Source organism: Streptomyces sp. NPDC017056, from assembly GCF_044332485.1.
Classification (GTDB): Bacteria; Actinomycetota; Actinomycetes; order Streptomycetales; family Streptomycetaceae; genus Streptomyces.
The window spans coordinates 31,046-56,893 of record NZ_JBIRPD010000027.1 but is presented as its reverse complement, the minus strand read 5'-3'; the positions used below and the strand labels follow the sequence as shown (position 1 = coordinate 56,893).

The window sequence follows — 25,848 nt, the reverse complement described above, 5'->3', positions numbered from 1 at the left end:
CGGGAACCTCTCCGTACCGCGGCGCCGGACCGTTTCCGTACCGCTGTCGCAGGACCGCTACTTCGTGCCGACCACCATCGAGACCGAGCCCGCCAGCTGCTCGACGCGGGTGTCGCGGAACCCCGCCTCGGCCAGCCAGGCCCGGCCGTCCGCCCCGGTGTAGTCGGAGCCGCCCGGCGTCTCCATCAGCATGTGGAGGCTCACCAGCAACGGCAGCGCGTTGCTGCGCCGGTCGTCGTCGATCAGGGCCTCGCGTACGATCACCGTCCCGCCGGGCGGCAGTGCTTCGTACGCCTTGCGCAGCAGCATCCGCCGGGTGTCCAGGTCCCAGTCGTGCAGGATGTGACCGAAAGAGAGCACGTCCGCCTCCGGAAGCGGGTCGGTGAAGAAGTCCCCCTCCCGGAAGGCGAGACGATCCGCCAGCCCGGCCCTGCCGACCTCCTCGGCGAAGTGCGGACCGACCCGCGGCAGGTCGAACCCCACACCGGTCAGATGCGGGTGGCGTTGCAGTACCCGGATCAGGAAGGCTCCTTCGGAACACCCGATGTCGGCGACGCTCGTCCGGCCGGACCAGTCGAACCGCTCGGCCAGCGCCAGGCTCGCACCGAGCGAGATGCCCGACTGCATGCGCTGGAAGCGGGCCAGCCGGTCCGGGTCGGCGTACAGCGCGCCGAACGGGTCCTTCTCCGGGTCCTTCGCGTTGTTCTGCGGTATCCCGGTACGCAGCGCCTCGGTGAGCGACTGCCAGGCCGGATACCACTCGTCGTTCGCGAACTCGAAGAAGTGGCCCATATAGCTCTCCGGCCGCGCCCGGTCCAAGTGCCGGGCGCTCACCGGGGTGTTGCGGTAGACGCCGTTCTCCCGCTCCAGCAGCCCCAGGGCCACCAGCGCGTCGAGGAAGTCCGCGCTGCCCCGCCCGTGCAGCCCCAACCGGGCGACGAGCCGGTCCCGGGGAGCCGGGCCGTGCGCCGCCAGCTCGGTGAACAGCCCGAGCTCGACCGCGGAGAAGAGCGCCTTCGACGCCCAGAAGCCCATGCCCAGCCTGATCAGCCGCTCCAACGCGGCCTCGTCGGGGACGGCCGGGCCCGTACCCGCGCCCGCTGGTTCCTTGCCGTCACCGTATGGGGTGAAATCCTGCACCGATCCCATCGCGCGCCCTCCTGTGGCGAATCCCCGGGCCGGCCGGGCGGCCGGGCCCGCTCATGCGGTCGTGGCGGTGAACAGCGCCATACAACCGCGCACTTCCAGGTCGAAGTCGGCGAAGGTCCGGCCGAGCACCTTCGCCAGGTCGCCGAGGCTGTCGGCGGAGTTGTGGAAGATCCCGCGCTCGTTGAGCCGGCGCATCCGCCGCCGCGCGTACGGAGTGCGCGGCACTCCGGCCCCCAGCACGGTCGAGCCCACGACCGTCCCGCCGGGCCGTGCGGCGGCCGCCGCGTTCTCCAGCACGGCCCGCTTGGCGGTCAGGTCGCCGGGCACACAGTGCAGTACGAGATTGACCGCCACCGAGTCGAACGCACCGGCCGGCACCCCGGCCCGGTCCAGCGGTTCGAGCGCGTCGGCCCGCACGGTGCGCGGCGCGTACCTGGCCAGCCGCTCCGAGGCGAACTCCAGGGTGTACGGGTTGAGGTCCAGGAGCGTGAGGTCCGGCCGTTCGACCGGGAACCGCGCGCGGTCCGGGCACTCGCCGGAACCCACGCCGATCTCCAGGTGCGCCGCGCCGAGCGCGGCCTCGTACCGGCGCAGGATCTCGTCGTGGTGGCAGCGCCACACCCACCGGGTATTGAGGTGCAGGATCGTGTCGTACTTCCTGAGCGCCTTCCGCGTGTACATGGCCGCGCCGTCGGCGACCTCGGACGGCGTGGCGCCGGAAGCGGACACGGGCGCTCTCGGCGCCGCGGCGGGCTCGGATGCCTGGGTGGTCATGGATTTCCCTTCGACGGACGGAACGGGCCATGCGGGCGCAACGGCGGGCGGCCGGGGCCGGCGGGCCGGATGTCTGGATCAACAGGGAACGGCGTGTCCGGATCAATGGGGAACGGCGTGTCTGGGTCAACAGGGAACGGCGTGTCCGGATCAGCGGGGAACGGCGTGCACCGCGGAGAAGCCGCCGGACCCGGGAATCGCGTCGACCGCGATCACCTCGAATCCGCCCTCGGCCAGGAGCGCCCGGTACTCCGCGCCCGTCCGCTCCCGCCCGCCCAGGTTCACCAGCATCGTCAGGTCGTTGAGATGGGAGGGCACGCCCTGCCCCCCGGCCGCCGTGTCGGGCAGGACCTGCGCCACGATCAACAGGCGCCCGCGCGCGGCGATGGCCTCCCGGCAGCGGGCCAGGATGCGCACGCACCGTGGCGCGTCCCAGTCGTGCAGGATGTTCTTCAATACATACAGGTCGCCGCCTTCCGGGACACCGGCGAAAAAGTCGCCGGTCCGCACCGTGGCCCGGTCCGCGACCCCGGCCGCGCGCAGCGTCGCCCCGGCCGCGGCCACACCGTCCGCCGTGTCGAACACCACGCCCCGCAGGCCCGGATAGGCCCGCAGGACACCGGCCAGCAGCGTGCCGTCGCCGCCACCGACGTCCACCACCGTGCGGTACGGCGCGAAGTCGACGTGTCCGACGAGCGCGGGCACGACGGTCCGGCTGGCCTGCCCCATCGCGTCGTTGAACTCCGCGTGGGCGGCGCCGTCCCCGCGCAGATGGTCGAAGAGGTCCGCGCCCATGAAGTGCCCGAACGCGGTCTGCCCGGTGCGCACGCTGTGCACCATGCCCCGTGCCCCCTGCCACAGGGTCTCGTCACCGAACACCTTCGCCGCCGACCGGAAGGACCCCGGCACATCCGAGCGCAGCAGCTCGCCGACCTCGGTCAGCGCGAAACGGTCCGCGCTCTCCTCGGCCACCAGCCCCAGCGCGCCCAGGGCCCGCAGCAGCCGCCGCGTGGCGTCCGGGTGCGTGCCGGCCTGCTCCGCCACGTCCGTACTGTCCAGGGCGCCGGCCGCCAGGCAGTCGGCGATACCGAGGGTGGCGGCCGCGGTCACCGCGGCGGAGACCGTGCACCCCCACACCATGCCCATCAGGACCTCAGCGGGCGAGGCGCCCGCGCCGCCGACCGCCGGTCCACCGGTTCGTTCGCCCGCGTCCACCACTGCCGCTCCCCTCGACGTGACCTCGACCCGAAGCTACTGGCCGGGGTGTGGCGCCCGTACCCCCTACCGGCGTGCGCACCCCCTGAGTTGGCCCTGCCGCCCCCTACGCCCGGCAGCACGGCCCGGACGTCAGAACTCGGTGGGCAACTCGTCCCGCGTGCGGATCGACAGCTTGCGGTACACCTTCGTCAGGTGCTGCTCGACCGTGCTGCCGGTGATGTAGAGCCGCTGCGCGATCTCCCGGTTGGTGTAGCCGTCGGCGGCCAGGGACGCCACCCGCCGCTCGCCGGGGGTCAGCGCCCCGACGCCCGGGTGGTCGGCCACCGGCACCGCGTCCTTCGGCCGTACGCCGGGCAGCAGCGCCTCGGCCAGCGGCCCGGCCCCGCACGCCCTGGCCGACTGCAGCGCCTTGCGCGCCAGCACCCACGCCCGGCGGTGCTCGCGCAGTTCGGATTCCGCGCGGCTCAGATCGGCCAGCGCGTACGCGGCCTCCAGCCGGTCGCCGCACGCCTGGAGGACCTCCGCCGCCTCCTGGAGCATCGTCCTGCGCTGCCGTACGGGACTGGTCGCGGCGAGCAGCCGCAACGCCGCACCCCTGGCCCGCGAACCGTCCGTGCCCAGCCGCGTCATCTGGTCGTTGACCAGCCGCCGAGCGCGCTCGGGACGGCCCTTGTCGAGCCAGGCCCGCGCGGCACCGAGCCGCCACGGGAACAGGCCCGGCGCGTCGATGCCCCACTCGCGCATCAGATCGCCGCAGAACCGGAAGTCCGTCAGCGCCGCGTCCGGGCGGCCGGTGGCCAGGGCGTGCCCACCCCGCGCGTACAGGTAGTGCAGGCCGTACCGGGACCGGAACATCGCGTCCGGCACCGGCCGGGCGAGGTGCTCCGCAGCGGCGGGGAAGTCGCCCATGCCGGTGTACGCCGTCACCAGGCAGCTCAGCGGCAGGCCCACGGCCACACCCCAGCCGGCCTGCGGGATCAGCTTCAGCGCCTCCTGGGCCCGTTCGGCGGCGGCCGGCAGATCGCCCTGGCGCAGTGCCGCCTCGGCCGCCGCCCAGCTCAGCAGCGCCAGCCACGTACGTCCCTGACTGTCACCGCTGGAGTCCAGCAACCGTTCGCTCCACCGGCCCGCGCGCTCCGCCCGGTCCGCGTAGAGCAGGGCCTCCAGCGCCAGGACTGCGACCCGGAAGACCTCCTGGTTGCGCCGGGCGGGATACACCGTCTCCAGCAGCTGGTCCGCGGCGGCCACGGCCGCGTCATGGCGCCCCGGTTTCAGTACGTCGTGCAGGGCCCCCATCGCCCGCAACGGCCGGTCCATCCGGCCGAGCAGCGGCGCGCCGTCCCGCCCGCCGCCCGCCGGCGGCTGCTGCACCGTACGCAGCAGCGCCGGATAGACGGAGGCGGCCCACAGGTGCGTGAACCGGTGCTCCGCGGCCTCGGCCGGAGTACGCGCCCCGTCCTCCGGACCGCTCCGCAACCGGCTGATCAGCCGCTCCGCCGTGTCCGGCGAACCGTGCCACACCAGTTGTTTGACCAGCATGAGCAGCGCCTCGTCGGAAACAGCGGCGCGATCCGCCCGGTCGACCCGGTCGACCAGATCGCGGAGCTGGCGCTGCGACTGCTCCGGATCCCGGCACCACTCCACCTGCACCTTCTTGATGCGCACCAGCGTCTGCCGGGCGCCGTCGCCGTCCGGCAGCGACTGCGCACGGCACAGGCACCTGACCGCCAGCTCGATGTCGTCGTCGGCCATGGCCGCCTCGGCGGCGGCTTCCAGCACCGGGGCTGCCCACGCCGCGCCGGACGGCTGCCCGCAGCGCAGCAGGTGCTGTGCCACCTCGGCCGGCCGGGCGCCCTGATGATGCAACAGTTCCGCGATGCGCAGACGCAGGTCGCGGTGCCGGTCGTAGGGGAGCGAGGCCAGGACGGCGGAGCGGGCGGCCGGATGACGGAAGCGCAGCCCCTCCACCAGGCCGCTCGCGCGCAGGGCGGCGACGGCTTGCCCGACGGACTCCGCGGTCATACGGGTGACCTCGCCGACCAGCTCCGCCGCGGCCGGCTCGTCGAACAGTGCCAGAACCCGCGCGACCTCCGCGGCGCCCGGACCACACCGGTCCACGCAGGTCAGCACCGCGTCACCGAAGCGGGTACCGGCCTCGCCACCCGAGACGGCCTCCGCGACCGTGCCGCCCGCACCCCCGAAGTCCGGGTGGCACACGACATCGTCGAGCAGCGCGTGGACCAGCAGCGGACTGCCGCCGGTCACCGCCGATAATCGCGGGGCCAGCCGCTGCGCCTCGGCAGCGCCGACCCGGCGGGCGGCCAGGGCCCGTACGCCGTCCTCGGACAACGGGGCCGTGCGCAGCCGGGTGAAGCGCCGGTGCGGGAGCAGGACGGAGTGTACGGACGGCACGCCCGGTACGGACTGCTCCGGCTCGGCGACCACCAGCATGACCGGCGCCCGTTCCAGCCTGCGCACGGCATACCGCAGGCAGTCGAGCGAGGCCCGGTCCCCGTGGTGCACGTCGTCGATCACCAGGACCACCGGTTCGGTCCGGGCGAGCCGCGCCACCGTACGGTGCACCTCGCGGGCGGCGTCGACAGCGGCGCCGTCGGCCCCCCGCGGCCGCGGCCCGGCGGTGCCGCCCATGAGCCGCAGCCCCGGCAGCAACTGGTGCACCAGCCCGTACGGCAGGCGGCACTCGGCGGGGGAACCCGCCGCGGCGAGTACCAGCGCACCGGCCGCTGCGGCCTCTTCGGCGAAGGCCCGCAGCAAGGCGGACCGGCCGGTCGCGGTGGGCCCGCTCACGAGCACGGCGTGGCCGTGCCGCGGGGACAGCGTGCCGAACAGGTTCCGCAATGCGGTGAGCGCGGAATCCCGCTCCACCAGTTCCCGGGCCGTACCCTCCGCGTTCCCCCGTACACACACAGCTTCTCCGGTCAGCACGTTCCCCATCCTCCCCCGCCGCGCAAGCGGTCGGCGTGTCACGGCTGTCGGACCGAAGGGAGTGCCGCACCCATGCGGCTGCGCCCCCTGAGGTGCCGGGCCTTCCCCGGTCACCCGCCCGGACAACCGAAGAAATCTCCGGTTTCTTCCACTACCACGTTGTGTGACTTATCGAGCCAAGGCGTCACAGTCGTTGCGGATGGTGAAGCGATGGATCTCCGCCGGTGCGAGCGAGGTGGCCCGCCGGAGTGCTGGACGAACGAAGGCACGCCCGAGGCTCCATGGCGCGTGTGCCGACCACGCTCTTCTCAGTGGCATGCCGTCTCCCCGTGTCCTGCGTCGTCGGGCGCCGCGCCGTGGAGTACGTGGCTCACGTACGAACGGTTCACCGCTTGCCCTCGTACTGACGGGGCCGACGATGAACTGGTAGCCCCCGGTGGGGCGTGGCACACGGCGCACCGGGCCGGCGGCGATCCGGTCGATCGGGGGCAGTCGAGCCGGTCGCCGACTGCGGAGTCAGTCCTCGGCGCGTTGGGTCACCGGTGCGTCGGTGCGGTCGCCGGGGAACTCGTACCACCGGCGCCGCAGGCAGACGAAGCGTACGTCGGCGCAGACCAGTCGCATGAACCCGGTGATGGTCTCGGTCAGCCGCTCCTGAGCACCGGGCTGGGCGAGCCGGCCGTCCTCGGTGAAGCTCTCGTGTGCGCGGGACAGGCTGAACATGTCGGGGTAGACCCGTGTGCCCAGGTGCTCCAGCGGGACGCGCAGTGCCCACAGGCCGCGGTTGCCGCCGACCAGCGAGGGCGAGGACGACAGGAGCAGTGCGTGTTTGGTCTTGAACGGCTGCGGGCGTACGCGGGACACCCAGTCGATGGCGTTCTTCAACGGCCCGGGGACCGAGGCGTTGTATTCGGGGGAGGAGATGACGAAGGCGTCGCACCGCCCGATCCGCTCGGCCAGGGCCAGCGCCCCCGCCGGCAGTCCTTCGGCCTCCTCCAGGTCACCGTCGTACAGCGGCATGTCGAACTCCCGCATCCTGGCCAGGTCGACCTGGGCACCGCCGACGGCGATCACGTCCGCCGCCAAGGAGGCCAACCGCGCGTTGGTGGAGCCGGCGCGCAGCGCCGCGCCGAACACCAGAACCCGGATGGCAGTGGGATCAGCGTCTGTATCCATGGCGCGGCCCCTTCCGCCGGACGGCTGTTCCAGCAGCCAGTGTTTCCCAGCGCGCTCCGGCAGGCCAGACCTCGCACCGCGCGTCGAAGCGGGCCGGAGTACTCACGGGGTCATCGCGGGCCGGTCGTGGTGCCGTGGATCTTGTCGAGGAGGGGTACGGCGTCGGGGTGGCCCATGGCGGCGAGGATGTCCAGGGCCTGCCGCCACCTGGCGTCGGCCGCTCGCCGGTCGCCCAGGGCGTGGTGGGTGTCGCCGATGTGGTCGAGGGTGTCGGCTTCGAGGTAGCGGTCCTTGATGTCCTGGTAGATCGCCAGGGCGTTGTGGTAGCAGGCGAGGGCGTCCTCGTACTGGGCGAGGTGGTGGTGGGCGTAGCCGAGGCTGTCCCAGGCCGCGGCCTCGCCGTTGGGGTCGCCGGCCCGCTGGTGGACGGCGAGTGCCTGGCGGCACTGGATCAGGGCTTCTCCGAACTGGCCGAGGAGGATGTGGGTCCAGCCGGTCTCGTTGAGCACGTTGGCCCGCCCGCTGTCGTTGCCGGTCGACTCGTACAGGCCCAGTGCCTGGCCGTAGTGGTCGAGGGCCTGGTGGTGGCGGGCTTGGCTGTTGGCCATGAAGGCGAGGCTGCGGTGGGTGCGGGCCTGCCCGTCCCGGCGGCCCAGGGCGGTGAAGATCTCCAAGGCGCGAAGGAGGTGGGCCTGGGCGTCGTCGTCCTGGTGAAGCCGGTGATGGGCGAATCCGAGGGCCCGGTGGGCATGGGCCTGCCCGAGCCGGTCGGGTAGGCGCTCTGCCGCGTCCAGAGCGGTGCGCTGGATGGTGAGTTGCTCCTGGCGGAGCCCTCGCCGGTCGAGTAAGAGATCCAAGGCGAGCGCCAGTTGCCAGGCGTAAGCGGGGAAGCCGGTGGCCGCGGCCTGTTCGACGGCGCAGAGGAGCACGGGAAGCCGGGTGGTGAGCCAGGAAGCAGCGTGTTCTTGGGTGGTGAGGTGTTCGGGAGCAGTGTGTGGCGGAGACGGAGGTGGCGGTACGTGTTCGGTGCGGTGGGGGAGGAGCAGTTGAACCGCGGCCCGGGTGGTGCGCAAGTAGTGGTCGAGCACCCGGTGGCGTGCCGCACGGCGGATGTCGTCGGGGTCGTCGGCCCGGGCGCGCTCGGTGGCGTAGGTGCGCAGAAGGTCGTGGAAGGTGAAGCGGCCGGGGGCCTCCTCGGTCAGGAGGTGGAGGCGTGTGAGCGCGGCGAGCAGCGGACGCGTCTCCACGGCCGGGAGGCCGGCCAGGCTCGCCGCTGCGGGCAGTGAGAGGTCGGGGCCGGGGTGCAGTGCCAGGAGCCGGAACAGGCGGGCCGCCGGGGGATCGAGGGCCTGGTAGGACCAGGAGAAGACGGTACGTACATCGGCGCCGGGGTCGCTGCCGGCGAAGGCGTCGAGGCTCCCCGCACTGTCCCGGAGTTCCGTGGCGATGGCGGCGAGCGGGAAGCCGGGGCGGGTGGCGGCGCGGGCGGCCACGACCGCCAGAGCCAGTGGCAGGCGGCCGCACAGTTCGATGATGGTGTCGACGGCCGACGGCTCGGCGGCCATGCGGTCGGCTCCGAGCCGGCGGACGAGGGCTTCGCGAGCATCGGCCTTGCTCATCAGGCCGAGGGGGAGCGGCCGGGCGCCGTCGGCGACGATGAGGCCGTCCAGCCGGCTGCGACTGGTGACGATCACCAGGCAGCCGGGGGTACCGGGCAGCAGGGGGCGGGCGTGCGCGGAATCGCGTACGTTGTCGAGCAGGACCAGCATCCGCCTGCCCGACAACAGGCTGCGGTACAACGCCGCTTGCGCATCAACACCGGCAGGGATGCCTGTCGGAGGGACGCCGAGAGCGTGCAGGAAGGCGCGCAGCGCCTCCCCGGGGCTCGTCACCGACCCGGCGGGGTCGAAGCCCCGTAGGTTGGCGTACAGCTGTCCGTCGGGGAAGTGGTGGGCGACCTGATGGGCCCAGTGGACAGCCAAGGTGGTTTTGCCGATCCCGGCCATTCCGCCGATTGCGCTGATCACCAGAGCGGGCGGGGACTCGTGCATGCCTGGTTCGCCTGCCGGCACTGCGAGCAGCTCGCGGGTACGGGTCAGCTCGGCCCGCCGGCCCGTGAAAAACGGTAGGTCGGAAGGTAGTTGAGCGGGACGTACGCCGGAGCGGAGGCCCGGCGTCCGGGGCACCGGGGGTGGAGTGGCGGGGGAGACGGGGAGGATGGGGGAGGCGGGTGAGCCTTGCCGCAGCATCTGCTCATGGACGGCACGCACTTCCCGCCCGGGATCGATACCCAGCTCCTCCTTCAACCGGGACCGTAAAGCCCGATGCGCCTCCAGAGCCTCCGCCTGGCGGCCGGTGGCGGCGAGCGCGCGCATCAGCCGGGCCTGCAACGCCTCGTCCAGGGGATACCGGTCCGCCGCCTGCCGCAGCACGGGCACGGCCTGCTCCGGATCACCGCACTCCCAGGTGGCCTCGGCGGCTTCTTTCACGGCCGCCGGATACTCCTGGTCCACCCCGAGGAAGGCGGGGTGCGCCCGGATGCCCTCCGGGACACCGGCGGCAACCGGACCCTGCCACAGTTCCAGCGCCTGGAGAAACAGCTCCACGGACCTGCCCGGCGAACCGGCCGCGGCAGCCCGCCGGGCCTGGCCCGCCAGCTGTCGGAACCGCAGCAGATCCAGTGCTCCCGCATCGACATCCACCCGGTACCCGCCGGCACCGCGCACCAGGATGCCGCCCGCAACTCCGGCCGGGCCACCTTCCCCGAGCAAGCGGCGTATCGAGCCGACATGGCGATGCACCACATTCGCCGCGCTCTTCGGCGGGGCAGGCCCCCACAGCACGTCCACCATTTCGCTCAGGCTCACCGGCTGCCCCGCCCGTACCAGTAAGAGCGCCAGCAACGCCCGCTGTTTGGGCGGACCCAGCGTCAACTCGATGCCGTCCCGCCACACACGCACCGGACCCAGGACCGTCAACCGCACAGCTCCCTATTTTAGGTCGGCGGCATGCGCGCATGCCGCCGAGGGCGCTGTCGATCGTGCGTCACTCTTTCGTCACCGATCCGGCATCACCGTCGGCCTACGCTGGCGCCACCTGGAACAAGCGACCGCAGCTTGAGGAAACGGACCATGATGACGTGCGCACCAGCCGTGCCGGGCGACGCTGCACCGGTCAGCGACCGACGATTACCGATGGACGAGGACGAGGGCTTTCTCCGCGCCGTCTACGAACAGCACGGCGCGGTCCTCCTGCGCTTCGGCGCGCGGCTGCTGGCGGGCGACTTGCACCGCGCAGAGGACGTCGTACAAGAGGCGGTCATCCGTGCCTGGAAACACGCCGCCGAACTCGACCCCACCACCGGGGCGATCCGCTCGTGGCTCTTCGCCGTCATCCGCAACCTGGTGATCGACGGTGACCGGGCCCGGCGGACGCGCCCACCGGAGGTCCCCGACCTGGACGTCGCATTGCCGCCCACGCCCGACGGGGTCGACCAGGTGCTCACGGCCCAAGTCGTGGTGGAAGCCATGGCGAGCCTCAGCCGAGTGCACCGCGAGGTACTGCTGCACCTGCACTTCATGGGCCGCAGCGTGCCGCAGACGGCAAAGGCGGTGGGCATACCAGGCGGCACCGTCAAGTCCCGGGCGCACTACGCGATGCGGGCGCTGCGCCGGGCCCTGGAAGAGCGGGGCGTCCTGGCGGCCTGAAGCTCCGGCTCAGACCGCCGCGCAGTGGCGATGCGGCGGTGCTGCGAGGGCGGGGACATGTGGGCACCGGCCTGCGGGACCATCACCCGCGTACCCGCGCACCCGCGCACCCGCGGCACCGCACGCCTCGCGAGCACCGTACGCCTCGCGAGCGCCGCTCCGGACACGGAGGACGACGAGGCGGTCCGCGCACATCTGCGCCGGACACTGGCCTCCTACTGCCACCCGGTGGGAACCTGCCGGATGGGCGAGGGCCCGCTCTCGGCCGTCGGCCCCGACCTTCGCGTCCACGGGATCGAGGGGCTGCGGATCACGGACGCGTCGGTCTTCCCGTCCATTCCGTCGCTGTACACCATCGCCACCGTGTACGCCGCGGCCGAGCGCGCCGCTGACCCGCTGCGCACCCGCCACTAGAGGCAGAGCTCAGGGAGGAAGCCGACATGAGTGTGCTCTCCACCAGACTCACCGAGAGGTTCGCCGTCCCGTACCCGTTCGTCTGTGCCGGGATGGCCTTCGCGGGCGGTACGTCCGAGCTGGCGGTGGCCGTCTCCGACGCGGGCGGCATCGGCGCGGTGGGCGCCGGACTCATGCCTCCGGACACGCTCCGGCAGGTCATCCACCAGATCCGGAAGGGCGTGGGCAGCGCCCCGTTCCACATCAACCTCATCACGTACTTCGACAACACCGAGCACGTCCGCGTCTGTGCCGAGGAGCGGGTGCCGATCGTCTCCTTCCACTGGGGCCACCCGCCGGCCGACCAGCTCAAGCAATTGCGCGAGGCGGGAGTGTCGGTATGGGAGCAGGTCGGCTCTGCCGACGCGGCCAGGCAGGCGGTCGACGAGGGTGTGGAGGTCGTCGTCGCCCAGGGCTGGGAGGCCGGCGGGCACAACTACGGAGGGCTCCCCACCATGGTCGGCGTGCCTGCCGTCGTGGACGCCGTGGCCGACCGCGCCCTCGTCCTCGCCGCAGGCGGGATCACCGACGGACGCCAGGTCGCCGCGGCGCTGTGCCTGGGCGCCGACGGCGTGTGGGTGGGGACGCGTCTGGTCGCTTCACGCGAGGCGCAGGTCCACCCCGAACACCACCGCCGACTGATCGCCTCACGGGGTGAGGACACGGTACGCAGCGGGATCTTCGGCCCCGAGTGGCCGGATTTCAACCCGATGCGGGTGCAGCGTGACCGCGTGGTGGCCGAGTGGAACCACCGGCTGGACGAGGTGCCGGCCGACCGCGACTCGCTGGAACAGGTCGGCACCACGGTCTTCCAGGGCGAACGGACCGTGCTGCGCAAGTTCAACGTGTTGCCGCCGGTGCCGGGGACGGAGGCCGACTGGGAGGAGATGCCCTGGCTGATGGGGCAGGGCGTCGGGCTTGTCCACGACATCAGGCCCGCCGGAGACATCGTCCGGGAGGTCATGAGCGAGGCCGAACGCGTCCTGACGACCCGACGACAGCGGCAGCCCTGAGCGGCTCACGGGACGAACGCGCCAGGACGACTCCGCCTCCCCGGTTCCCCGCTCGCTCCCCGGCATCTCACAAGAACGGCCGGTCGCCCGCCCAGGACCGGTCGGAACATTACCCGTTCCGGAAGGTCATCATGAGTTCCCAGGGCAAGAAGGTCGCCGTCATCACGGGCGCGTCGCAAGGCATCGGCGCCGAACTGGTGGCTGCCTACCGCAAGCTCGGCCGCCTCGTCGTGGCCACCTCGCGCACCGTCGCCGCCTCCGCTGACCCGGAACTCGTCACCGTTCAGGGTGACATCTCCGACCCCGCGACAGCCGAGCGGGTCATCGGTACGGCAGCGGAGCGGTTCGGCCGCATCGACACCCTGGTCAACAACGCGGGAACCTTCCTCGCCAAGCCCTTCACCGACTACACCCGGGACGAGTTCGCTACGGTGCTCGGCGTGAACGTGACCGGCTTCTTCCACCTCACCCAACTGGCCGTCGAGCGCATGCTCACCCAGGGCACCGGCCACATCGTCACCATCACCTCCAGCCTGGTCGACCACGCCGACTCCCACGTCCCCTCCGTACTGACCTCGTTGACCAAGGGCGGCCTGCAATCCGCCACCAAGTCGCTGGCCGTCGAGTACGCCGGGCGCGGTATCCGGGCCAACGCCGTGTCGCCGGGCATCATCAAGACCCCTATGAACCCCGAGGAGACGCACGAGGCCCTCAGCGCCCTGATTCCGGCCGGCCGCCTGGGCGAGGTGAGCGACATCGTGGGCGCGGTGCTCTACCTGGAGAACGCCCCGTACGTCACCGGCGAGATCCTCCACGTCGACGGCGGCCAGAGCGCCGGCCACTGACCTCGTTTCCTGCCCCCGCTGCGCATCGCTCATGTCGCGGACGCAACGGGGGCAGCGCTCCGATAAACGGCCGGTCTGCTGGTTCCGTATGATCGATGCCCTGCACAAGGACAGGTGCGCTCGTCGTCATCGAGGTGGCTGCATGGCGTGTCCGACCGTCTCGCGGACTGCCGGCGCCTGCCGGGTCGTCTCCGAACTCGCGTTCTGTGGTGCGCCGGTGGGGGCCACTCGCTTCAGTAGCAGGAGTACGAACACGATCAACGCGGCGGACAGGGCGCTGCTGACGATCGCGGCGGCGTGCAGCCCGGAGGTGAATGCAGTGCGCACGGCAGCGGCCATCGACTGGCCCAGTTCTCCGGGAAGGCGCTCAGTGACGGAGAGGCCGCCGCCGAGGTTGCCGGCCGCCTGCGATACGGCGTCCGCGGGCGCGTCCGCCGGGGCGCCGGCATGCACCTGGCGTCGGTACACCGACGCCATCAGACTGCCGGTGGCAGCGATGCCGAAGGCGAGGCCGAGTTCGTAGGCGGTCTGCCCGACCGAGCTGGCCTGGCCGTTCTTGCCAGGCGGGGCGGCTGCGGAGGCTATGCCGGTGCCGAGAACGGTGATCGGGGCCAGCCCGACCACCATGGCGGTTGCCGCGCCGATCGCCGGCACTGCCCCGGAGCCGTCGGCCGGGAGTATAGCCATCACGGCAAACGCCGTACCCGCCAGGGCCGCACCCGCGGCGATCACGAGTGCGGGGCGGATACGTCGCGTCAGTACGGGGGTGAGTTGTGAGCCCACGGCCAGCCCGGCGGCGGGGACAACCATGAGCAGACCGGCCTTGAGGGGCGAGGCACCGGTGACGATCTGGAGGTATTGCGGCAGCAGGTACTCCACACCGTTCATCGCGGCCAGCCCGAGGAACATCAGCACCAGGGCGGCGGTGAACGTGCGGTCGCCGAAGAGCCGTACGTCCAACAGCGGCGCTGCGACGCGACGCTGGCGTCGGAGGAAAGTCACGCCGAAGGCCAGCCCTGCGGCCAACGCCGCGAACACCCGCGGCACGGGGCCGTGCTCGCCCAGGCTCTTGATCGCGTAGACCAGTGGCAGCACGGTGAGCAGGAGCAAGGGGGCACCGATCCAGTCGAGCCGCCGGGTCTCGGCGTTCACCTGCCGGGGCACCAGCACCGGAGCGACGACCAGGACGAGTGCCATGACCGGAACGGCAGCCAGAAACACCGAGCCCCACCAGAAGTGCTCCAGCAAGACGCCGCTGGCGACCGGCCCGACAGCAATACCGCTCGACAGGGCCGTCACCCACAGGGCGATGGCCCGCGCCCGCGCGGCCGGATCGGTGAACATGTGGCTGATCAGCGACAGCGTCGCCGGGAGGATGGCTGCTCCGGCCGCTCCGAGTACCGCCCTGGCGGCGATCAGCACTCCGGGCCCGGGGGCGTAGGCGGCTGTCACCGAGGCGAGTACGAAGGCGCAGATGCCGGACAGCAGGAGCCTGCGCTGTCCGTAGCGGTCGCCGAGATTTCCGGACAGGACCAGCAGGGACGCGACAGCGAAGCCGTACACGTCGTTGATCCACAGCAGTTGGGTGCTGGACGGTCCGAGATCGGCCGCCAGTTCGGGCGTCGCCAGCCACAGGACACCCAGGTCAACAGTCATCAGCAGGGTCGGCACGAGGAGAACGGCCAGACCGGCCCACGACCGGCGGCCAGGGCCGGACATCGGCGGCCGGCGGGCAGGGCTAGGCATCGGCGGCCTCCGCCAGGCGCCGGGCGTACGAGGCGAAGCCGGCGGGCTCACGGCCGAGTACGCGCCGTACGCCGTCGGACAGCGCGGCACCGCGGCCGTGCCGGATATGGGCGAACAGCGTCGAAGTGATCTCGATGTGGTCATCGGGCAACCCGGCCGCCGCCATCTCGACGCGGTACCGCTCGTCACTGATCGGAGTGAAGCGGATAGTCCGGCCGCTCGCCCGTGCGATCTCGGCGGTGGCCTCGCCCCATGTCAACGCCTTCGGGCCGGACAACTCGTAGATCCTTCCGGCATGGCCGTCACCGGTCAGCGCGGCGACGGCCACCTCCGCGATGTCCTCGACATCGATGAACGGCTCGCGCCCCGTTCCGGTGGGCAGGCGCAGTTCTCCTTCGGCGATCGCGGCGCCGATGACCTCGTCCTCGCTGAAGTTCTGGTCGAACCACGACGGCCGCAGGATCGTCCACGCCGCTGCGGCGTGCCGCACCGCGTCCTCGACGGCGAGTCCGGCCCGGCCGTCCATCTCGGCCCAAGCCCTTGCCGACAGCAGGACCAGCCGTTCGACGCCGTACCGGGTGGCGAGTTCGGTGAAGGCGCGAACCTCGGCAGGGGCGTCGGCCGTCTGGGAGTCGACCAGGTAGGCGGCACGAACCCCGGCCAGGGCCGGCTCCCAGGTCGTCTGGTCCGCCCAGTCGAACCGCACCGGTCCCAAGCGGGAAGCGACCCGCACCGACGCGCCGTTCCGTTCGAGCCGGGCGGCCACGCGCCGGCCTGTCTTGCCTGTCCCGCCCGTGACCAGGATCGGAGATGGGGTGGTTAGTGAAGTAGACACGTTGCTCAGCCAACCGGTGAATGGCTGGACGGGCGATAATCGTCTGTCTGCAATCGATGCGTGTACGTCTACGATGTCCGGCATGGGAGATGCCCTGTCGAGCCTGCTGCGCGACGTCCGCCCCGCCGGAGCGTTGTTCGGCCCGTCGCTGCTCAGCCCGCCGTGGTCGTTGCGGTTCGCCGAGGAGACACAGCTGACGCTGCTGACCATGCTCAGCGGCCAGGCATGGGCGACCCCCGACGGCGGCGCCGCCGCACCGCTGCACACCGGGGACGTCGTACTTGTACGCGGCCCCGCGCCCTTCACCGTCGCCGACGCCCCGACCACAGCGCCCCGGGCCGTGGTGAGATCGCCGGGCGCCTGCACCGCGCCCGACGGGCGCGCACTCGCCGCCGGGCTGCCGATGTGCCGGCCCGGCAATTCCCCGGGTGAGTCCGCCGTACTCCTCAAGGTCTCTTACGAGGTGGCCGGTCAGAGTGGGCGCCGCCTGCTCGACGCACTGCCCGGCCTTGCCCGCATCCCCGCGCTCCCCGGCGGCTGCCCCACCCTGGAGATGATCTCCGCCGAGGTCCGCGGAGACGTCCCCGGGCGGGACGTCATCCTCGACCGGTTGCTCGATCTGCTCCTCGTCTCCAGTCTGCGCGAATGGTTCAAGCTGCCCACCACCGATGCTCCCGCGTGGTACCTGGCGCAGGCCGACCCGGTGGTCGGGCAGGCTCTGCGGTCTCTTCACGACGATCCCGCGTACCCCTGGACCGTCGCCCGGTTGGCAGAGCAGAGCGGGGTCTCGCGGGCCGCTTTCGCCCAACGCTTCAACCACCTCGTCGGCAGCCCGCCGATGGCCTACCTCACCGAGTGGCGCATCTGCAGGGCCGCCGACCTGCTGACGAACAGCGATGCCACGGTGGCCGCCGTGGCCCGCCAAGTCGGGTACTCCAGTTCCTACGCTCTCAGCGCCGCCTTCAAGCGCACGCTCGGCATCCGCCCGACCGAACACCGCGACCGATCTCGCGAACAAGCCACCGCCTGAATTCTCCGCAGAGCCCCAGAACCTGTACGCCCTCCCTCCGGTCTCGTCGGCATGGCGAGCCGGAAAGACCCAGGGGGGCTTCGGTGTGCTGGTCAGGCCGGCGCGCAGCCGCCAGGTGCCGATGCCCTCCTGACCTGCGGCCAGTCCCGGGCTTTTGGGTGGTCTAGGGCAGAGCTGTTTTCACAGGTCAGGTCGTTCCGGTCCGAGTGCGTCGACGCTGTTGGTGAGTTGCGTGTGAGTTGCGTGTGAGTTGCGTGTGAGAGCAGTGAGAGGCGAGGGGCTCCCGTCGGCTGGTTCCAGTGGGGGTTCCTGCGTTCGGGGTGCGCCTGATTCGAGGGGTTCGGCACGACCTTGCTGCGCTTCGGTACACCGTGAGGCCAACCGCCTCATCCAGGGCTGGCGCGGTGAAGGTGCGAATCAGGCAGTTTCCGGTGGTGCAGGCAGAGCCGCGCGGTGTGTCGGCGAGGGTGAGGACGACGGTGACGTGCTGGCCGTCGGCGGGGTGGGGGCCGTGGGGCCATGGACATCACCCCGCGGACGCATTGGTTATCACTGTAGAGCCACGTCGACGTTGCGGGCCCGCCGTCGTCCACGTAACCGCCGAACTCGTTGCCCGCGACCGTGGTGATGACGCCCTTGGTGTCCACCTTGCGGACCCGATGATTGGTCTGCTCAGCGATGTAACCGAGAGGCATGCAAACAGCGCAGCACCGTCGAGCGGTGCATCAACCGCTTGAAGCCGTGGCGCGGGATCGCCACCCGCTACGAGAAGACCGCGACCACCTACCTGGCCGGGCCCCACACCGTGGTCATCTTCCTCCGGTCAGCCCGATGTTCCGAACACAAACTGCCTAGTCACCGTGCTTCACCGTGCTCCTCGTGCAGCACTCTGCGACGTTCCTGTTCGCGCTTGGAGTAGGCGGCTGCCCGGACCACCTCGTCGCTCTCCAAGCCTGATCCAAGGGCGCCGCCCACGGTGGCGAGCGAAGCGACGAACCAGGTCAACGTCCAGTACTCCGTGGCGTGCAGCGAGGTTCGTGTCATGGAAGCGAACACTTGGCCGTTGAGGATGAACAGCGCCCACACCAAGTTGATGGCCATCAGACCCGCGTAGCAGACGAGCACCCCGATTCCCACGGTCACGACGGTCGAGGCGTTGTAGAGAGCCGCCCGCTGCCTCGCCTCCGGCGAGCTCTCCGGTGATCGGTGCCACAGGTTCGCGTCCACGATCAGCCAGCCGATCATGATTGCGACAGACCCGACCGTGGCGATCACGAGGCGTGGCGTGCTCAGGTACGCGGCCAGGCTCCAGACCGTGGAGTTCACAGTGGCGACTGCTCCCGTGGCGAGTGTGGCCGCCAGGGCTTTCGACAAGCCCGGCACCAACCGCCAAGGCCGGTTGGCGCGGACCATACCGGCGAGCACCCGCACGTAACCGCGCGGCCCGCTGACGACGTACCGAACATCGCCGGTCTCCTCCTCACCGGATTGGTCCGGATGAACAGGCGCGAGACGATTGCCGAAGGGCCCCCGAAGCGGGTGACTTCGCGGAGGTCCTTCCGCCCCAGTGGTGTGCGGCTCCGCCAAGCCGAGCACGGCCTCTTCAACGGCCCGCCGGGCCCTCGCCTGCAGCCGCAGGCCCCCCAGCGAAGGAAGAGAGAGCAGCGCCAAGCCGTGTTCAAGATTCAGGTTCACAGCGAGCTTGCGCCTGTGTGAGTGCACCGGAAGGTCGGTGAGGGCCACGACGATGTCCCAGTTCTCCGCACTCCCACGGTCCATGATCCGGCGCATCAAGGTGGGCAGGTCCTCGGTCCCGGAGGTGAAGGGCTCACTGACCACCTCGACGTCGAACCGTCGTCCCTGGCCTGACTTGTCGGCGAGCCGGTCAGGAAGTGTCCGTGCCATGCGCTGAGCGATCTCCGTCGGCGCGTCCGGGTCCGCGAGGAGCGCCACGACCGTAACGCCCAGCGACGGTACCGGCATTGCTGGACCCTTCTCGTCGGCTGTTCCTATGATCGCGAGTGCCCACAGGATGCCCCGCGTGGCGGCGTCGGCGCCATGTGACACGCTGGCCGCCCCCGCCGACCGGTGCAGGCGGTACGGCCAGATCTCCTCGTTCTGCCAGTACAGGGCCTGCTCTCACCACCAAGGTCACGATCACGTGTGTCATCGCGAACCCCCGCTCCGGTAACGCTCCCGCCTGCACCGCATGCCGCGTCACCGACCACCCGTCCGGTGTCCGCGATCGGGTGGAGTTGGCGCTCCGTGGCGACGATCCCTTGACCGGAGTGAGCACTCACTCCGATACTTGCCTCCATGACGACCACACCCCGTCGGCGAAGAGCACCGGCGATGGACCCCGACAGCCGTCGGCAAATGATCGTTCGTGCTGCGCTTCCCCTCGTGATCGAGCACGGCAGCGCGGTGACGACACGCCAGGTCGCTCGGGCCGCGGGCATCGGGGAGGGCACGATCTTCCGCGCCTTCGCGGACAAGGAGGAACTCCTGGACGCGTGCGTGGCCGAGGCGTTCAGTCCGGCCCACGCCCTCGACGAACTCGCCCTGGTGTCTATGGACGAGCCGCTTGCCGACCGGCTGACCGAGGCTGCCTCGGCACTCCATGCCCACCTGGACCGGGTCGGCGCGGTTGTCGGGGCGCTTCATGCGACGGGCGGGCGGGGACGAAGTGGCCGCCCCGGCAGCGCAGGGGCCCCACCTGATCGTGCGGCCGGTTTCCTGCCCGTTCGGGAGGCGCTGGCCGAACTCTTCGAGCCTGAGCGGGAGTCGCTGCGGTTGCCTCCCGAGCAGGCAGCATTGATCTTCCTGGGTCTCCTGTTCGTCGGGGCCGGCAGGCCGCCAACTGGAGGCGAGCCGGCGGATCCAGCGCCGCAAGTGGAAGTGCGCGACCTCGTCGACGTCTTCCTGCACGGCGTCGTGTCCCAGCCAGTTGAGATCTGAGAGGCAGAGTATGTCCATCACGCTGAACCACACCATCGTTCCAGCCATCGACAACGAGGCAGCAGCGCGCTTCTTCACCTCCGTCATGGGACTGGACTATCGAGGTGCAGACCGGCATTTCGCGCCGGTGCAAGTCAACGATTCCCTGACGCTGGACTTCATGTCCGTCGATAATCCGGTCGGCCACCACCTGGCCTTCGACGTGGACCCCTCGTCCTTCGATGAGATCCTCGCGCGGCTGAACTCCACCGGGGTGCCCTATGGCAACGATCCCAGCGAGCCCGACAACGGCCGGATCGACCACCCGTTGTGCGCTCGCGGCCTGTACTTCACCGATGACGCCGGAAACCTCTACGAGGTCATGTCCCCCAGGTAGCCGCCATCCGGCTTTGCCGGCAGTAATGGCCGGCGCGGGCTCGGGCTTGATGGCGGCGCCGCCAGGCGGACCAGCGGAGCCGGTGGGCCGGCCCGTGACCGGGTCGGACAGCGGCACTGATGAACAGGTGCTGGATCTCGTTGCAGGTCAGCGGGCTCATGTCGTCCGGTGCGGGGCGGTGTGCGTATTCGTAGGCGCGGACGACGGCAAGGAAGGCGTGGGCCAGCATGGCGAGGGTGACCCAGCGGGCCCAGGAGGAACAGCGGCGGACCTGGTGCTCGTCCAGCCCGGCCAGCCCCTTCTCGCTTTGGAGGGCCCTCTTCTTGAAAGATCTCCTCTACCCGCCATCTAAGACGTTGTCCTACGTGGTGAGGTGGAGTAGTCGTTTGTAGCAGCACAGGGCGGCTGCCAGCCCGAGGAGGGCCAGGTAGTTGGAGGGCTGGCGTTCGTAGCGGGGGCTGAGGCGGCGGTAGCTGGTCAGCCATGACAAGGTGCGCTCGATCACCCACCTGCGACGTCCCAGTCGTTCGCTGGGTTCGATGCCCTTGTGTGCGACACACGGACGCCGATGTGTTTGCCCCAGAGCCATCGCCGCAGGGTGGGAGCGTCGTATGCCTTGTCCGCGTGGAGGCGTTGGGGCTTGAAGTAGCGGCCGCGGTGCGGGTCGTGTTGCGTTTGGGGTCCCGCCACCATCGGTTTCAGTCCGTCGCTGTCGTGGATGTTCGCCGCGGAGATCCCGACGACCAGGGGCAGTGCGTTCGCCCCCCTTTTTGGCGCGGACGTGGGCGGTGTCGAGCACGACACGGGTGACGTCGACGAGGTCGGCGTCATCGGTGCGGTGCAGTACGGCCTCGTGCAGACGGCCCAGACACCGGCTCTGGACCAGGTCAGGAAACGGCGGTGAGCGGTCGGCTTCGAGATCCCGAAACACGGCGGGAACTGCCGCCAGGCACATCCGCTGACCAGCACATAGGTGATCGCGGCGAACAGCGTCTCATCAGGCGTGTCCGGCGTCCCGCCGCCCTGCGGCCGCACCCTCGACGGCGGGAGCAACGGCTTCGCGATCTCCCACAGCCCGCCCGGAACGATCCAACTCCACGCCCCTGCCTCATGCTGACGTCCTACTTCGCCTCACCACATAGGACAACGTCTAAGTAGGTGTGTTGAGGTTTTCCCGTCTCTACCGTGGCGGTGGGGGAGGCGACTTTGATGGGCTCATTGCCCGGGGAGTTGGAGGCCCGGGAGGCGTCTGCCCGGGTGCGGGTGGAGGAGCTTGAGTCGCAGATGGCGGAGTTGACTGCGCGGTGGCGGCCGAGCTGGAGACGTAGTTGTGGCTGTGGCTGCGGGTGATGTGGGAGACGGTGGCCGAGGTGGGCGTGGAGATGTCCGGTTCGGGTGGGGGCGGTCGCCGAGTGGCCGGTGGAGCCGTCGTCCGGTGCCCAGCCGGTGCGGGTGGTCAGGGTCACGGGCTGCAGCATGAGCGAAGACTTGCTCGACGACATGCTCCGCATCGTGATGGGTCCGCACCGGACAGCCACTTGCCCCGGGCGATGGGGCCTGGCCCGGCCGCAGGGGGCCTACGGGCGCTGGACCGTCGGTGGTCGGTGGTCGGTGGTCGGTGGTCGGTGTCGGTGGTCGGTGGCGGTGGCCCACAGGGGTTTCGGCCGGCGTGAGTCGGCCGTGGTCAGCCCGCTGTGGCCGGCTCGGTGCTCTCCTCCCGGCTGCCGGGTGTGACCTTGCATTCCAGTTGGCCGTCCCGCACGTCGCAGGTAACGGTGTCGCCGGGGCCCACCTGGCCGTCCAGCAGCATGTTGGACAGCCGGTTGTCGAGCTCCGTCTGAATGGTGCGGCGCAACGGCCTGGCACCGAACTCCGGCTGGTAGCCCTGCTCCGCGAGCCATTCCTTGGCGCCCTCGGTCACCTGGAGACCGACCTGCTGCGCGTGCAGCCTGCGGCGACTGCGCTCCAGCAGCAGGTCGACGATCCGCACGAGGTTTTCCCGGGTGAGCGCGTGGAAGACGACCACCTCATCGATGCGGTTGAGGAATTCGGGGCGGAAATGGCTGCGCAGCTCGGCCATCAGGTCGTCGCGGATCTCGTCCACGGCGCCGTGGTGGTTCAGGATGAGCTGCGAGGCGAGGTTGCTGGTCATGATGACGACCGTGTGGCGGAAGTCGACCGTACGGCCCTGCGCGTCGGTCAGCCGACCGTCGTCGAGGACCTGGAGCAGCAGGTTGAAGACGTCCGGGTGCGCCTTCTCCACCTCGTCGAACAGCAGCACGCTGTACGGCTTGCGACGGACCGCCTCGGTGAGCTGCCCGGCTTCGTCGTAGCCAACGTACCCGGGAGGCGAGCCGACGAGGCGGGAGACGGTGTGGCGCTCCTGGAACTCGCTCATGTCGAAGCGGATCAGCCGGTCCTCCTGGCCGAAGAGGATCTCGGCGATGGCCTTGGCGAGTTCGGTCTTGCCAACACCGGTGGGCCCGAGGAAGAGGAAGCTGCCGGTGGGACGGTCGGGGTCGCCCATCCCCGCGCGGCCCCGCCGCACGGCCTGCGCCACCGCGGTGACCGCCTCGTCCTGGCCGACCACCCGCGCGTGCAGGGTCTCCTCCAACCGGATCAGGCGCTCGCGCTCGGTGGCCGTCAGCTGGGCGACCGGGATGCCGGTGCGCCGGGAGACGACTTCGGCGATGTCCTCCTCGGTGACCTCCGCCACGGGTGTCCGCTCGCCGTCCAGGCCCGAAAGTCTCTCCTGAGTCTCGTCGATCTGTCTCTTGAGCCCGGCGGCCCGGTCGTAGTCCTCGTTGTGGACGGCCTCGTCCTTCTCCCGGTTCAGCCGGGTCAGTTCGTCCTGGGCCTCGTCCGCTTCGGGGCTGTCGTTGCCGCCGCGGAGCGCCACCCGGGCCCCGGCCTGGTCCAGCAGGTCGATGGCCTTGTCGGGCAGGAACCGGTCGGTGATGTAGCGGTCGGAGAGGACCGCCGCGCTCTCCAACGCCGCGTCGGTGAAGCGCACCCCGTGATGGGCCTCGTAGGAGTCGCGCAGGCCCTGAAGAATCTCTACGGTCTCCTCGACCGTGGGCTCCGGCACGATCACCGGCTGGAAACGGCGTTCCAGCGCGGCGTCCTTCTCGATGTTCTTGCGGTACTCCTCCAGCGTCGTGGCGCCGACCAGACTGAGATCGCCGCGCGCCAGGGCGGGTTTGAGGATGTTCCCCGCGTCCATGGCCCCCTCGCCGCCGCCTCCGGCGCCGACGACCGTGTGGATCTCGTCGATGAACAGGATGATGCTCTCCTGCGCCTCGGTGACCTCGTCGATGACCTTCTTCAGGCGCTCCTCGAACTCTCCCCGGTACTTCGAACCGGCCACCAGCCCCGGCAGGTCCAAGGCGACCACCCGCCGGTCCCGCAGGGTCTTGGGCACCTCGCCGGACACCACGCGCTGCGCGAGGCCCTCCACGATGGCGGTCTTGCCGACCCCCGGGTCGCCCAGCAGCACCGGGTTGTTCTTCGAACGCCGGGAGAGGATCTCCACCGTCTGTTCGATCTCCTGGGCCCGCCCCACCACCGGGTCCAACCGTCCCGCGCGGGCCTCTTCCGTAAGGTCGCGGCCGTACTCGTCCAGCGTGGGCGTCGCACTGGACCCGCCCCCCGCCGAACCGCCGCCGGCCCCGCCCGGGCCCCCGCGGTCGCGGCGGGCTCCGGCACCCTCCGAGCCCAGCATTCCGGCCGCACCGGACGAGGGGTCCTCCACGACCGCGGCCAGGATGTGCTCAGGCCCGATGTAGGACGCACCCGCCTCCTGGGACTTGGCGTGGGCCCTGAGCAGGGCCCGCTTCGCCGCCGGAGTCAGCCGCGGTTCCTCCACCCCGTCACCGGCCGGCAGCGACTGCTCCACCTGCGCCACCAGCGCGTCGGGATCGGCACCTGCCTGCGCCAGCAGACGGCGGCCCGGGTCGGCCTGGGCGGCGGCCCACAGAAGGTGCACGGTGTCCAGATCGGCCCCGTCCTCGGCGGCACGCCCGCTGGCCGTCGCCAGAAGCTCCTGCGCGGCGTCGCTGAGCAGGCGCCCGATGGGCACCCGCTGGACCGCCGGCGGTGAGGCCGCCGGACTGGTGCCGAAGAAGCGGTTGAACAGGTCCGAGAACGGGTCACCGGACCCGAAGGGCGAAGTCGTCACAGCGGTCATCCGATCCGGCGGGCACCCGGCCCGCGTTCGTTGCCGATGGGGAAAGGACCCGTGGACAGGGAACACACGCTGCTCGGCGGCATCAGGGGCCGCCGGGGTACGGGCCTTACCCCACCTTGGAAGCCGACCGGTGCACCCGCACGTCAGCCGCCCTCCCGTTCGCCCACTCGGGTGACCTCGCCCCCCGGGTGCCGCCGGACACCGGGAAGCCGGCTCGGGTGCCACTCCCTTCCAGGGACTTTCAGGGATTATCAGGGACTTCCCGGATCGCAGTGACGTTGAGGCGGGCTGTGATCGCAGATAGCTGTGCCCTGCGGTTGCGGCAGGATCTTGGGGGCGGTGATGGGCTCGTGGATCGAAGAGCTGGAACAGCGGGGGCCGGCGGCCCGTGCCTGGGTTGAAGAACTCCGCCGACACCTTGAGGAACCGTCCTGGTCGACGGCGTCCGCCATCAACTCGACCTGAACCAGTCCGAGGCCGCCTGCGGGCGCGTCGCCATGGACACCGTCATCGACTTCGTCCATGTTCTCGAATATTTGTAGGGCTCGGCATGGTGTTTCCACGCGGGCGACGATCCCACCGCCGAGGACTGGGGCGCCGTCCACGCGCTGACCGTACTCACGGCCAGCGCCCGCAAGGCGGCCGAAGCCATCGACCAGGAGGCCACCGAGGCGAAACTGACACGCGTCAGCGTCATGGCGCCGGTGTCTGCATCCGCTACCTCACCGGCAAGGCGCCCTTCCCGCGCTACGACCGCGCCCTTTCGGCGGGGAACCGCCGCACCGCACTCGGGACGTCCCGCTCCGGGCGGAGCGGGGCGCCGTCGGCTCCGGCGCAGTCATTGGCCGTGCCGCACAGCCCGGCGCCCGTCCGTCAGTCCTGCGCCGGGTGCCCGATCTCGGTCACCTTCCCGCCTCCGGCCAGGCATGCGCTGACCTGGGTCCGCGCGCCTGCAGGTGCCCGTACCGCCAGGGTCCGCCCTGTGGCCGAAGCCTGCGCCGCCCCCGTCACCTCAATGTCTGTGACCGCCGCGCTGCCCGCCGCCAGCAGATACCCGTGCCCGGACTGGGCCCGCCACCGGGTGCTCGCGACCACCTGCCGGCCGTACCGGCTGCATGCTGCAGTGGACCGGGAGCGGGCCACCACCCGCGCCGCCGCTCCGGGTGTCGTGAATCGTACGCTCATACAACTTCCGCGAGAACTCAGCCGGTGGCCTGCGGAGAGCGCGTCGTGTGCTGATCAACTGGGAGAGGAGTGGGAAACGGTGGCCCTCTTCCAAGCACTCCTTCATTCAGTGCCGCAGCCGGTAGATCGGCCACCCGCCCACCGAGAATTCCTCCACCGCAGGGACGGCAGCCGCGGCAGGCCCCGGAGCCCCTCGCAGGAGGGGGCTACGTCCAGGATCGGCCACCAGTAATCCCGGCTGAAGGCGGCCC

The 25,848-nt window shown here is 70.9% G+C and carries 19 protein-coding genes and 3 pseudogenes; 8 read left to right on the top strand and 14 right to left on the bottom strand.

Features of this window, described 5'->3' with window-relative positions; genetic code table 11:
* Positions 1 to 57: 57 nt before the first annotated feature.
* The 6 genes from ACH4OW_RS35070 to ACH4OW_RS35045 all read right to left on the bottom strand — a co-directional run bounded on the left by ACH4OW_RS35070 (position 58) and on the right by ACH4OW_RS35045 (position 10,247).
* Positions 58 to 1,149 carry a methyltransferase gene (locus tag ACH4OW_RS35070; RefSeq protein WP_398032233.1) on the bottom strand — a complete coding sequence of 364 codons (1,092 nt, stop codon included), beginning with the start codon at positions 1,147 to 1,149 and terminating at the stop codon, positions 58 to 60.
* Positions 1,150 to 1,200: 51 nt separating this feature from the next.
* Entirely contained in the window at positions 1,201 to 1,923 is a 723-nt protein-coding gene (locus tag ACH4OW_RS35065) for a class I SAM-dependent methyltransferase (protein WP_398032231.1), read from the bottom strand.
* A 150-nt stretch (positions 1,924 to 2,073) separates the two neighbouring features.
* Entirely contained in the window at positions 2,074 to 3,141 is a 1,068-nt protein-coding gene (locus ACH4OW_RS35060) for a methyltransferase (protein ID WP_398032229.1), read from the bottom strand.
* A gap of 129 nt (positions 3,142 to 3,270) precedes the next feature.
* Entirely contained in the window at positions 3,271 to 6,087 is a 2,817-nt protein-coding gene (locus ACH4OW_RS35055) for an AAA family ATPase (protein ID WP_398032226.1), read from the bottom strand.
* Between the two features lie 516 nt (positions 6,088 to 6,603).
* Positions 6,604 to 7,263 (bottom strand): NADPH-dependent FMN reductase, encoded by a 660-nt coding sequence (locus ACH4OW_RS35050; protein WP_398032224.1) that lies wholly within the window; start codon positions 7,261 to 7,263, stop codon positions 6,604 to 6,606.
* 110 nt (positions 7,264 to 7,373) lie between these two features.
* Complete coding sequence (locus ACH4OW_RS35045) at positions 7,374 to 10,247, bottom strand: AfsR/SARP family transcriptional regulator (RefSeq protein WP_398032222.1); 2,874 nt, start codon at positions 10,245 to 10,247, stop codon at positions 7,374 to 7,376.
* Between the two features lie 210 nt (positions 10,248 to 10,457).
* Between ACH4OW_RS35045 and ACH4OW_RS35040 the strand changes: the two genes are divergently transcribed.
* The 4 genes from ACH4OW_RS35040 to ACH4OW_RS35025 all read left to right on the top strand — a co-directional run bounded on the left by ACH4OW_RS35040 (position 10,458) and on the right by ACH4OW_RS35025 (position 13,281).
* The gene (locus ACH4OW_RS35040; RefSeq protein WP_398032220.1) at positions 10,458 to 10,970 is read left to right on the top strand and encodes a sigma-70 family RNA polymerase sigma factor; all 513 of its coding nucleotides are present in this window, start codon (positions 10,458 to 10,460) and stop codon (positions 10,968 to 10,970) included.
* Between the two features lie 57 nt (positions 10,971 to 11,027).
* Entirely contained in the window at positions 11,028 to 11,384 is a 357-nt protein-coding gene (locus ACH4OW_RS35035; protein ID WP_398032217.1) for a GMC oxidoreductase, read from the top strand.
* 26 nt (positions 11,385 to 11,410) lie between these two features.
* Positions 11,411 to 12,436 (top strand): NAD(P)H-dependent flavin oxidoreductase, encoded by a 1,026-nt coding sequence (locus tag ACH4OW_RS35030; protein ID WP_398032215.1) that lies wholly within the window; start codon positions 11,411 to 11,413, stop codon positions 12,434 to 12,436.
* A 131-nt stretch (positions 12,437 to 12,567) separates the two neighbouring features.
* Entirely contained in the window at positions 12,568 to 13,281 is a 714-nt protein-coding gene (locus tag ACH4OW_RS35025; RefSeq protein ID WP_398032212.1) for an SDR family NAD(P)-dependent oxidoreductase, read from the top strand.
* A 126-nt stretch (positions 13,282 to 13,407) separates the two neighbouring features.
* Here the strand turns inward: ACH4OW_RS35025 and ACH4OW_RS35020 are convergent, their stop codons facing one another.
* Positions 13,408 to 14,937 (bottom strand): MFS transporter, encoded by a 1,530-nt coding sequence (locus tag ACH4OW_RS35020; RefSeq protein ID WP_398032210.1) that lies wholly within the window; start codon positions 14,935 to 14,937, stop codon positions 13,408 to 13,410.
* 82 nt (positions 14,938 to 15,019) lie between these two features.
* On the bottom strand, positions 15,020 to 15,862 hold the full coding sequence (locus tag ACH4OW_RS35015) for an NAD(P)H-binding protein (protein ID WP_398032207.1): 843 nt from the start codon (positions 15,860 to 15,862) through the stop codon (positions 15,020 to 15,022).
* 82 nt (positions 15,863 to 15,944) lie between these two features.
* On the opposite strand from ACH4OW_RS35015, the gene ACH4OW_RS35010 reads away from it, so the two are divergent.
* Both ACH4OW_RS35010 and ACH4OW_RS35005 read left to right on the top strand, forming a co-directional pair.
* Positions 15,945 to 16,892 carry an AraC family transcriptional regulator gene (locus ACH4OW_RS35010; RefSeq protein WP_398032205.1) on the top strand — a complete coding sequence of 316 codons (948 nt, stop codon included), beginning with the start codon at positions 15,945 to 15,947 and terminating at the stop codon, positions 16,890 to 16,892.
* A 697-nt stretch (positions 16,893 to 17,589) separates the two neighbouring features.
* A pseudogene (locus ACH4OW_RS35005) lies at positions 17,590 to 17,811 on the top strand (hypothetical protein); the annotation flags it as partial.
* On the opposite strand, the gene ACH4OW_RS35000 reads toward ACH4OW_RS35005, so the two are convergent.
* Positions 17,748 to 18,875, bottom strand: a complete 1,128-nt coding sequence (locus tag ACH4OW_RS35000) for a hypothetical protein (RefSeq protein WP_398032202.1) — start codon at positions 18,873 to 18,875, stop codon at positions 17,748 to 17,750. The pseudogene ACH4OW_RS35005 and the gene ACH4OW_RS35000 sit on opposite strands and share 64 nt — an antisense overlap.
* A 369-nt stretch (positions 18,876 to 19,244) precedes the next feature.
* On the opposite strand from ACH4OW_RS35000, the gene ACH4OW_RS34995 reads away from it, so the two are divergent.
* Together ACH4OW_RS34995 and ACH4OW_RS34990 are read left to right on the top strand one after the other, a co-directional pair.
* On the top strand, positions 19,245 to 19,850 hold the full coding sequence (locus ACH4OW_RS34995; protein WP_398032201.1) for a TetR/AcrR family transcriptional regulator: 606 nt from the start codon (positions 19,245 to 19,247) through the stop codon (positions 19,848 to 19,850).
* A gap of 10 nt (positions 19,851 to 19,860) precedes the next feature.
* Positions 19,861 to 20,226: a VOC family protein gene (locus ACH4OW_RS34990; RefSeq protein WP_398032198.1), complete on the top strand. Its 366-nt coding sequence runs from the start codon at positions 19,861 to 19,863 to the stop codon at positions 20,224 to 20,226.
* Here ACH4OW_RS34990 and ACH4OW_RS34985 read toward each other — a convergent pair.
* The 5 genes and pseudogenes from ACH4OW_RS34985 to ACH4OW_RS34965 all read right to left on the bottom strand — a co-directional run.
* Positions 20,210 to 20,576 (bottom strand): annotated as a pseudogene (locus tag ACH4OW_RS34985) (IS701 family transposase); the annotation flags it as partial. The gene ACH4OW_RS34990 and the pseudogene ACH4OW_RS34985 overlap by 17 nt on opposite strands.
* An 11-nt stretch (positions 20,577 to 20,587) precedes the next feature.
* Positions 20,588 to 21,315, bottom strand: a pseudogene (locus tag ACH4OW_RS34980) (transposase).
* A 595-nt stretch (positions 21,316 to 21,910) separates the two neighbouring features.
* Positions 21,911 to 24,412 carry an ATP-dependent Clp protease ATP-binding subunit gene (locus tag ACH4OW_RS34975; protein WP_398032197.1) on the bottom strand — a complete coding sequence of 834 codons (2,502 nt, stop codon included), beginning with the start codon at positions 24,410 to 24,412 and terminating at the stop codon, positions 21,911 to 21,913.
* Between the two features lie 451 nt (positions 24,413 to 24,863).
* Positions 24,864 to 25,109, bottom strand: a complete 246-nt coding sequence (locus ACH4OW_RS34970) for a hypothetical protein (protein WP_398032194.1) — start codon at positions 25,107 to 25,109, stop codon at positions 24,864 to 24,866.
* Between the two features lie 176 nt (positions 25,110 to 25,285).
* The gene (locus tag ACH4OW_RS34965; RefSeq protein ID WP_398032192.1) at positions 25,286 to 25,597 is read right to left on the bottom strand and encodes a hypothetical protein; all 312 of its coding nucleotides are present in this window, start codon (positions 25,595 to 25,597) and stop codon (positions 25,286 to 25,288) included.
* Positions 25,598 to 25,848: the final 251 nt, after the last annotated feature.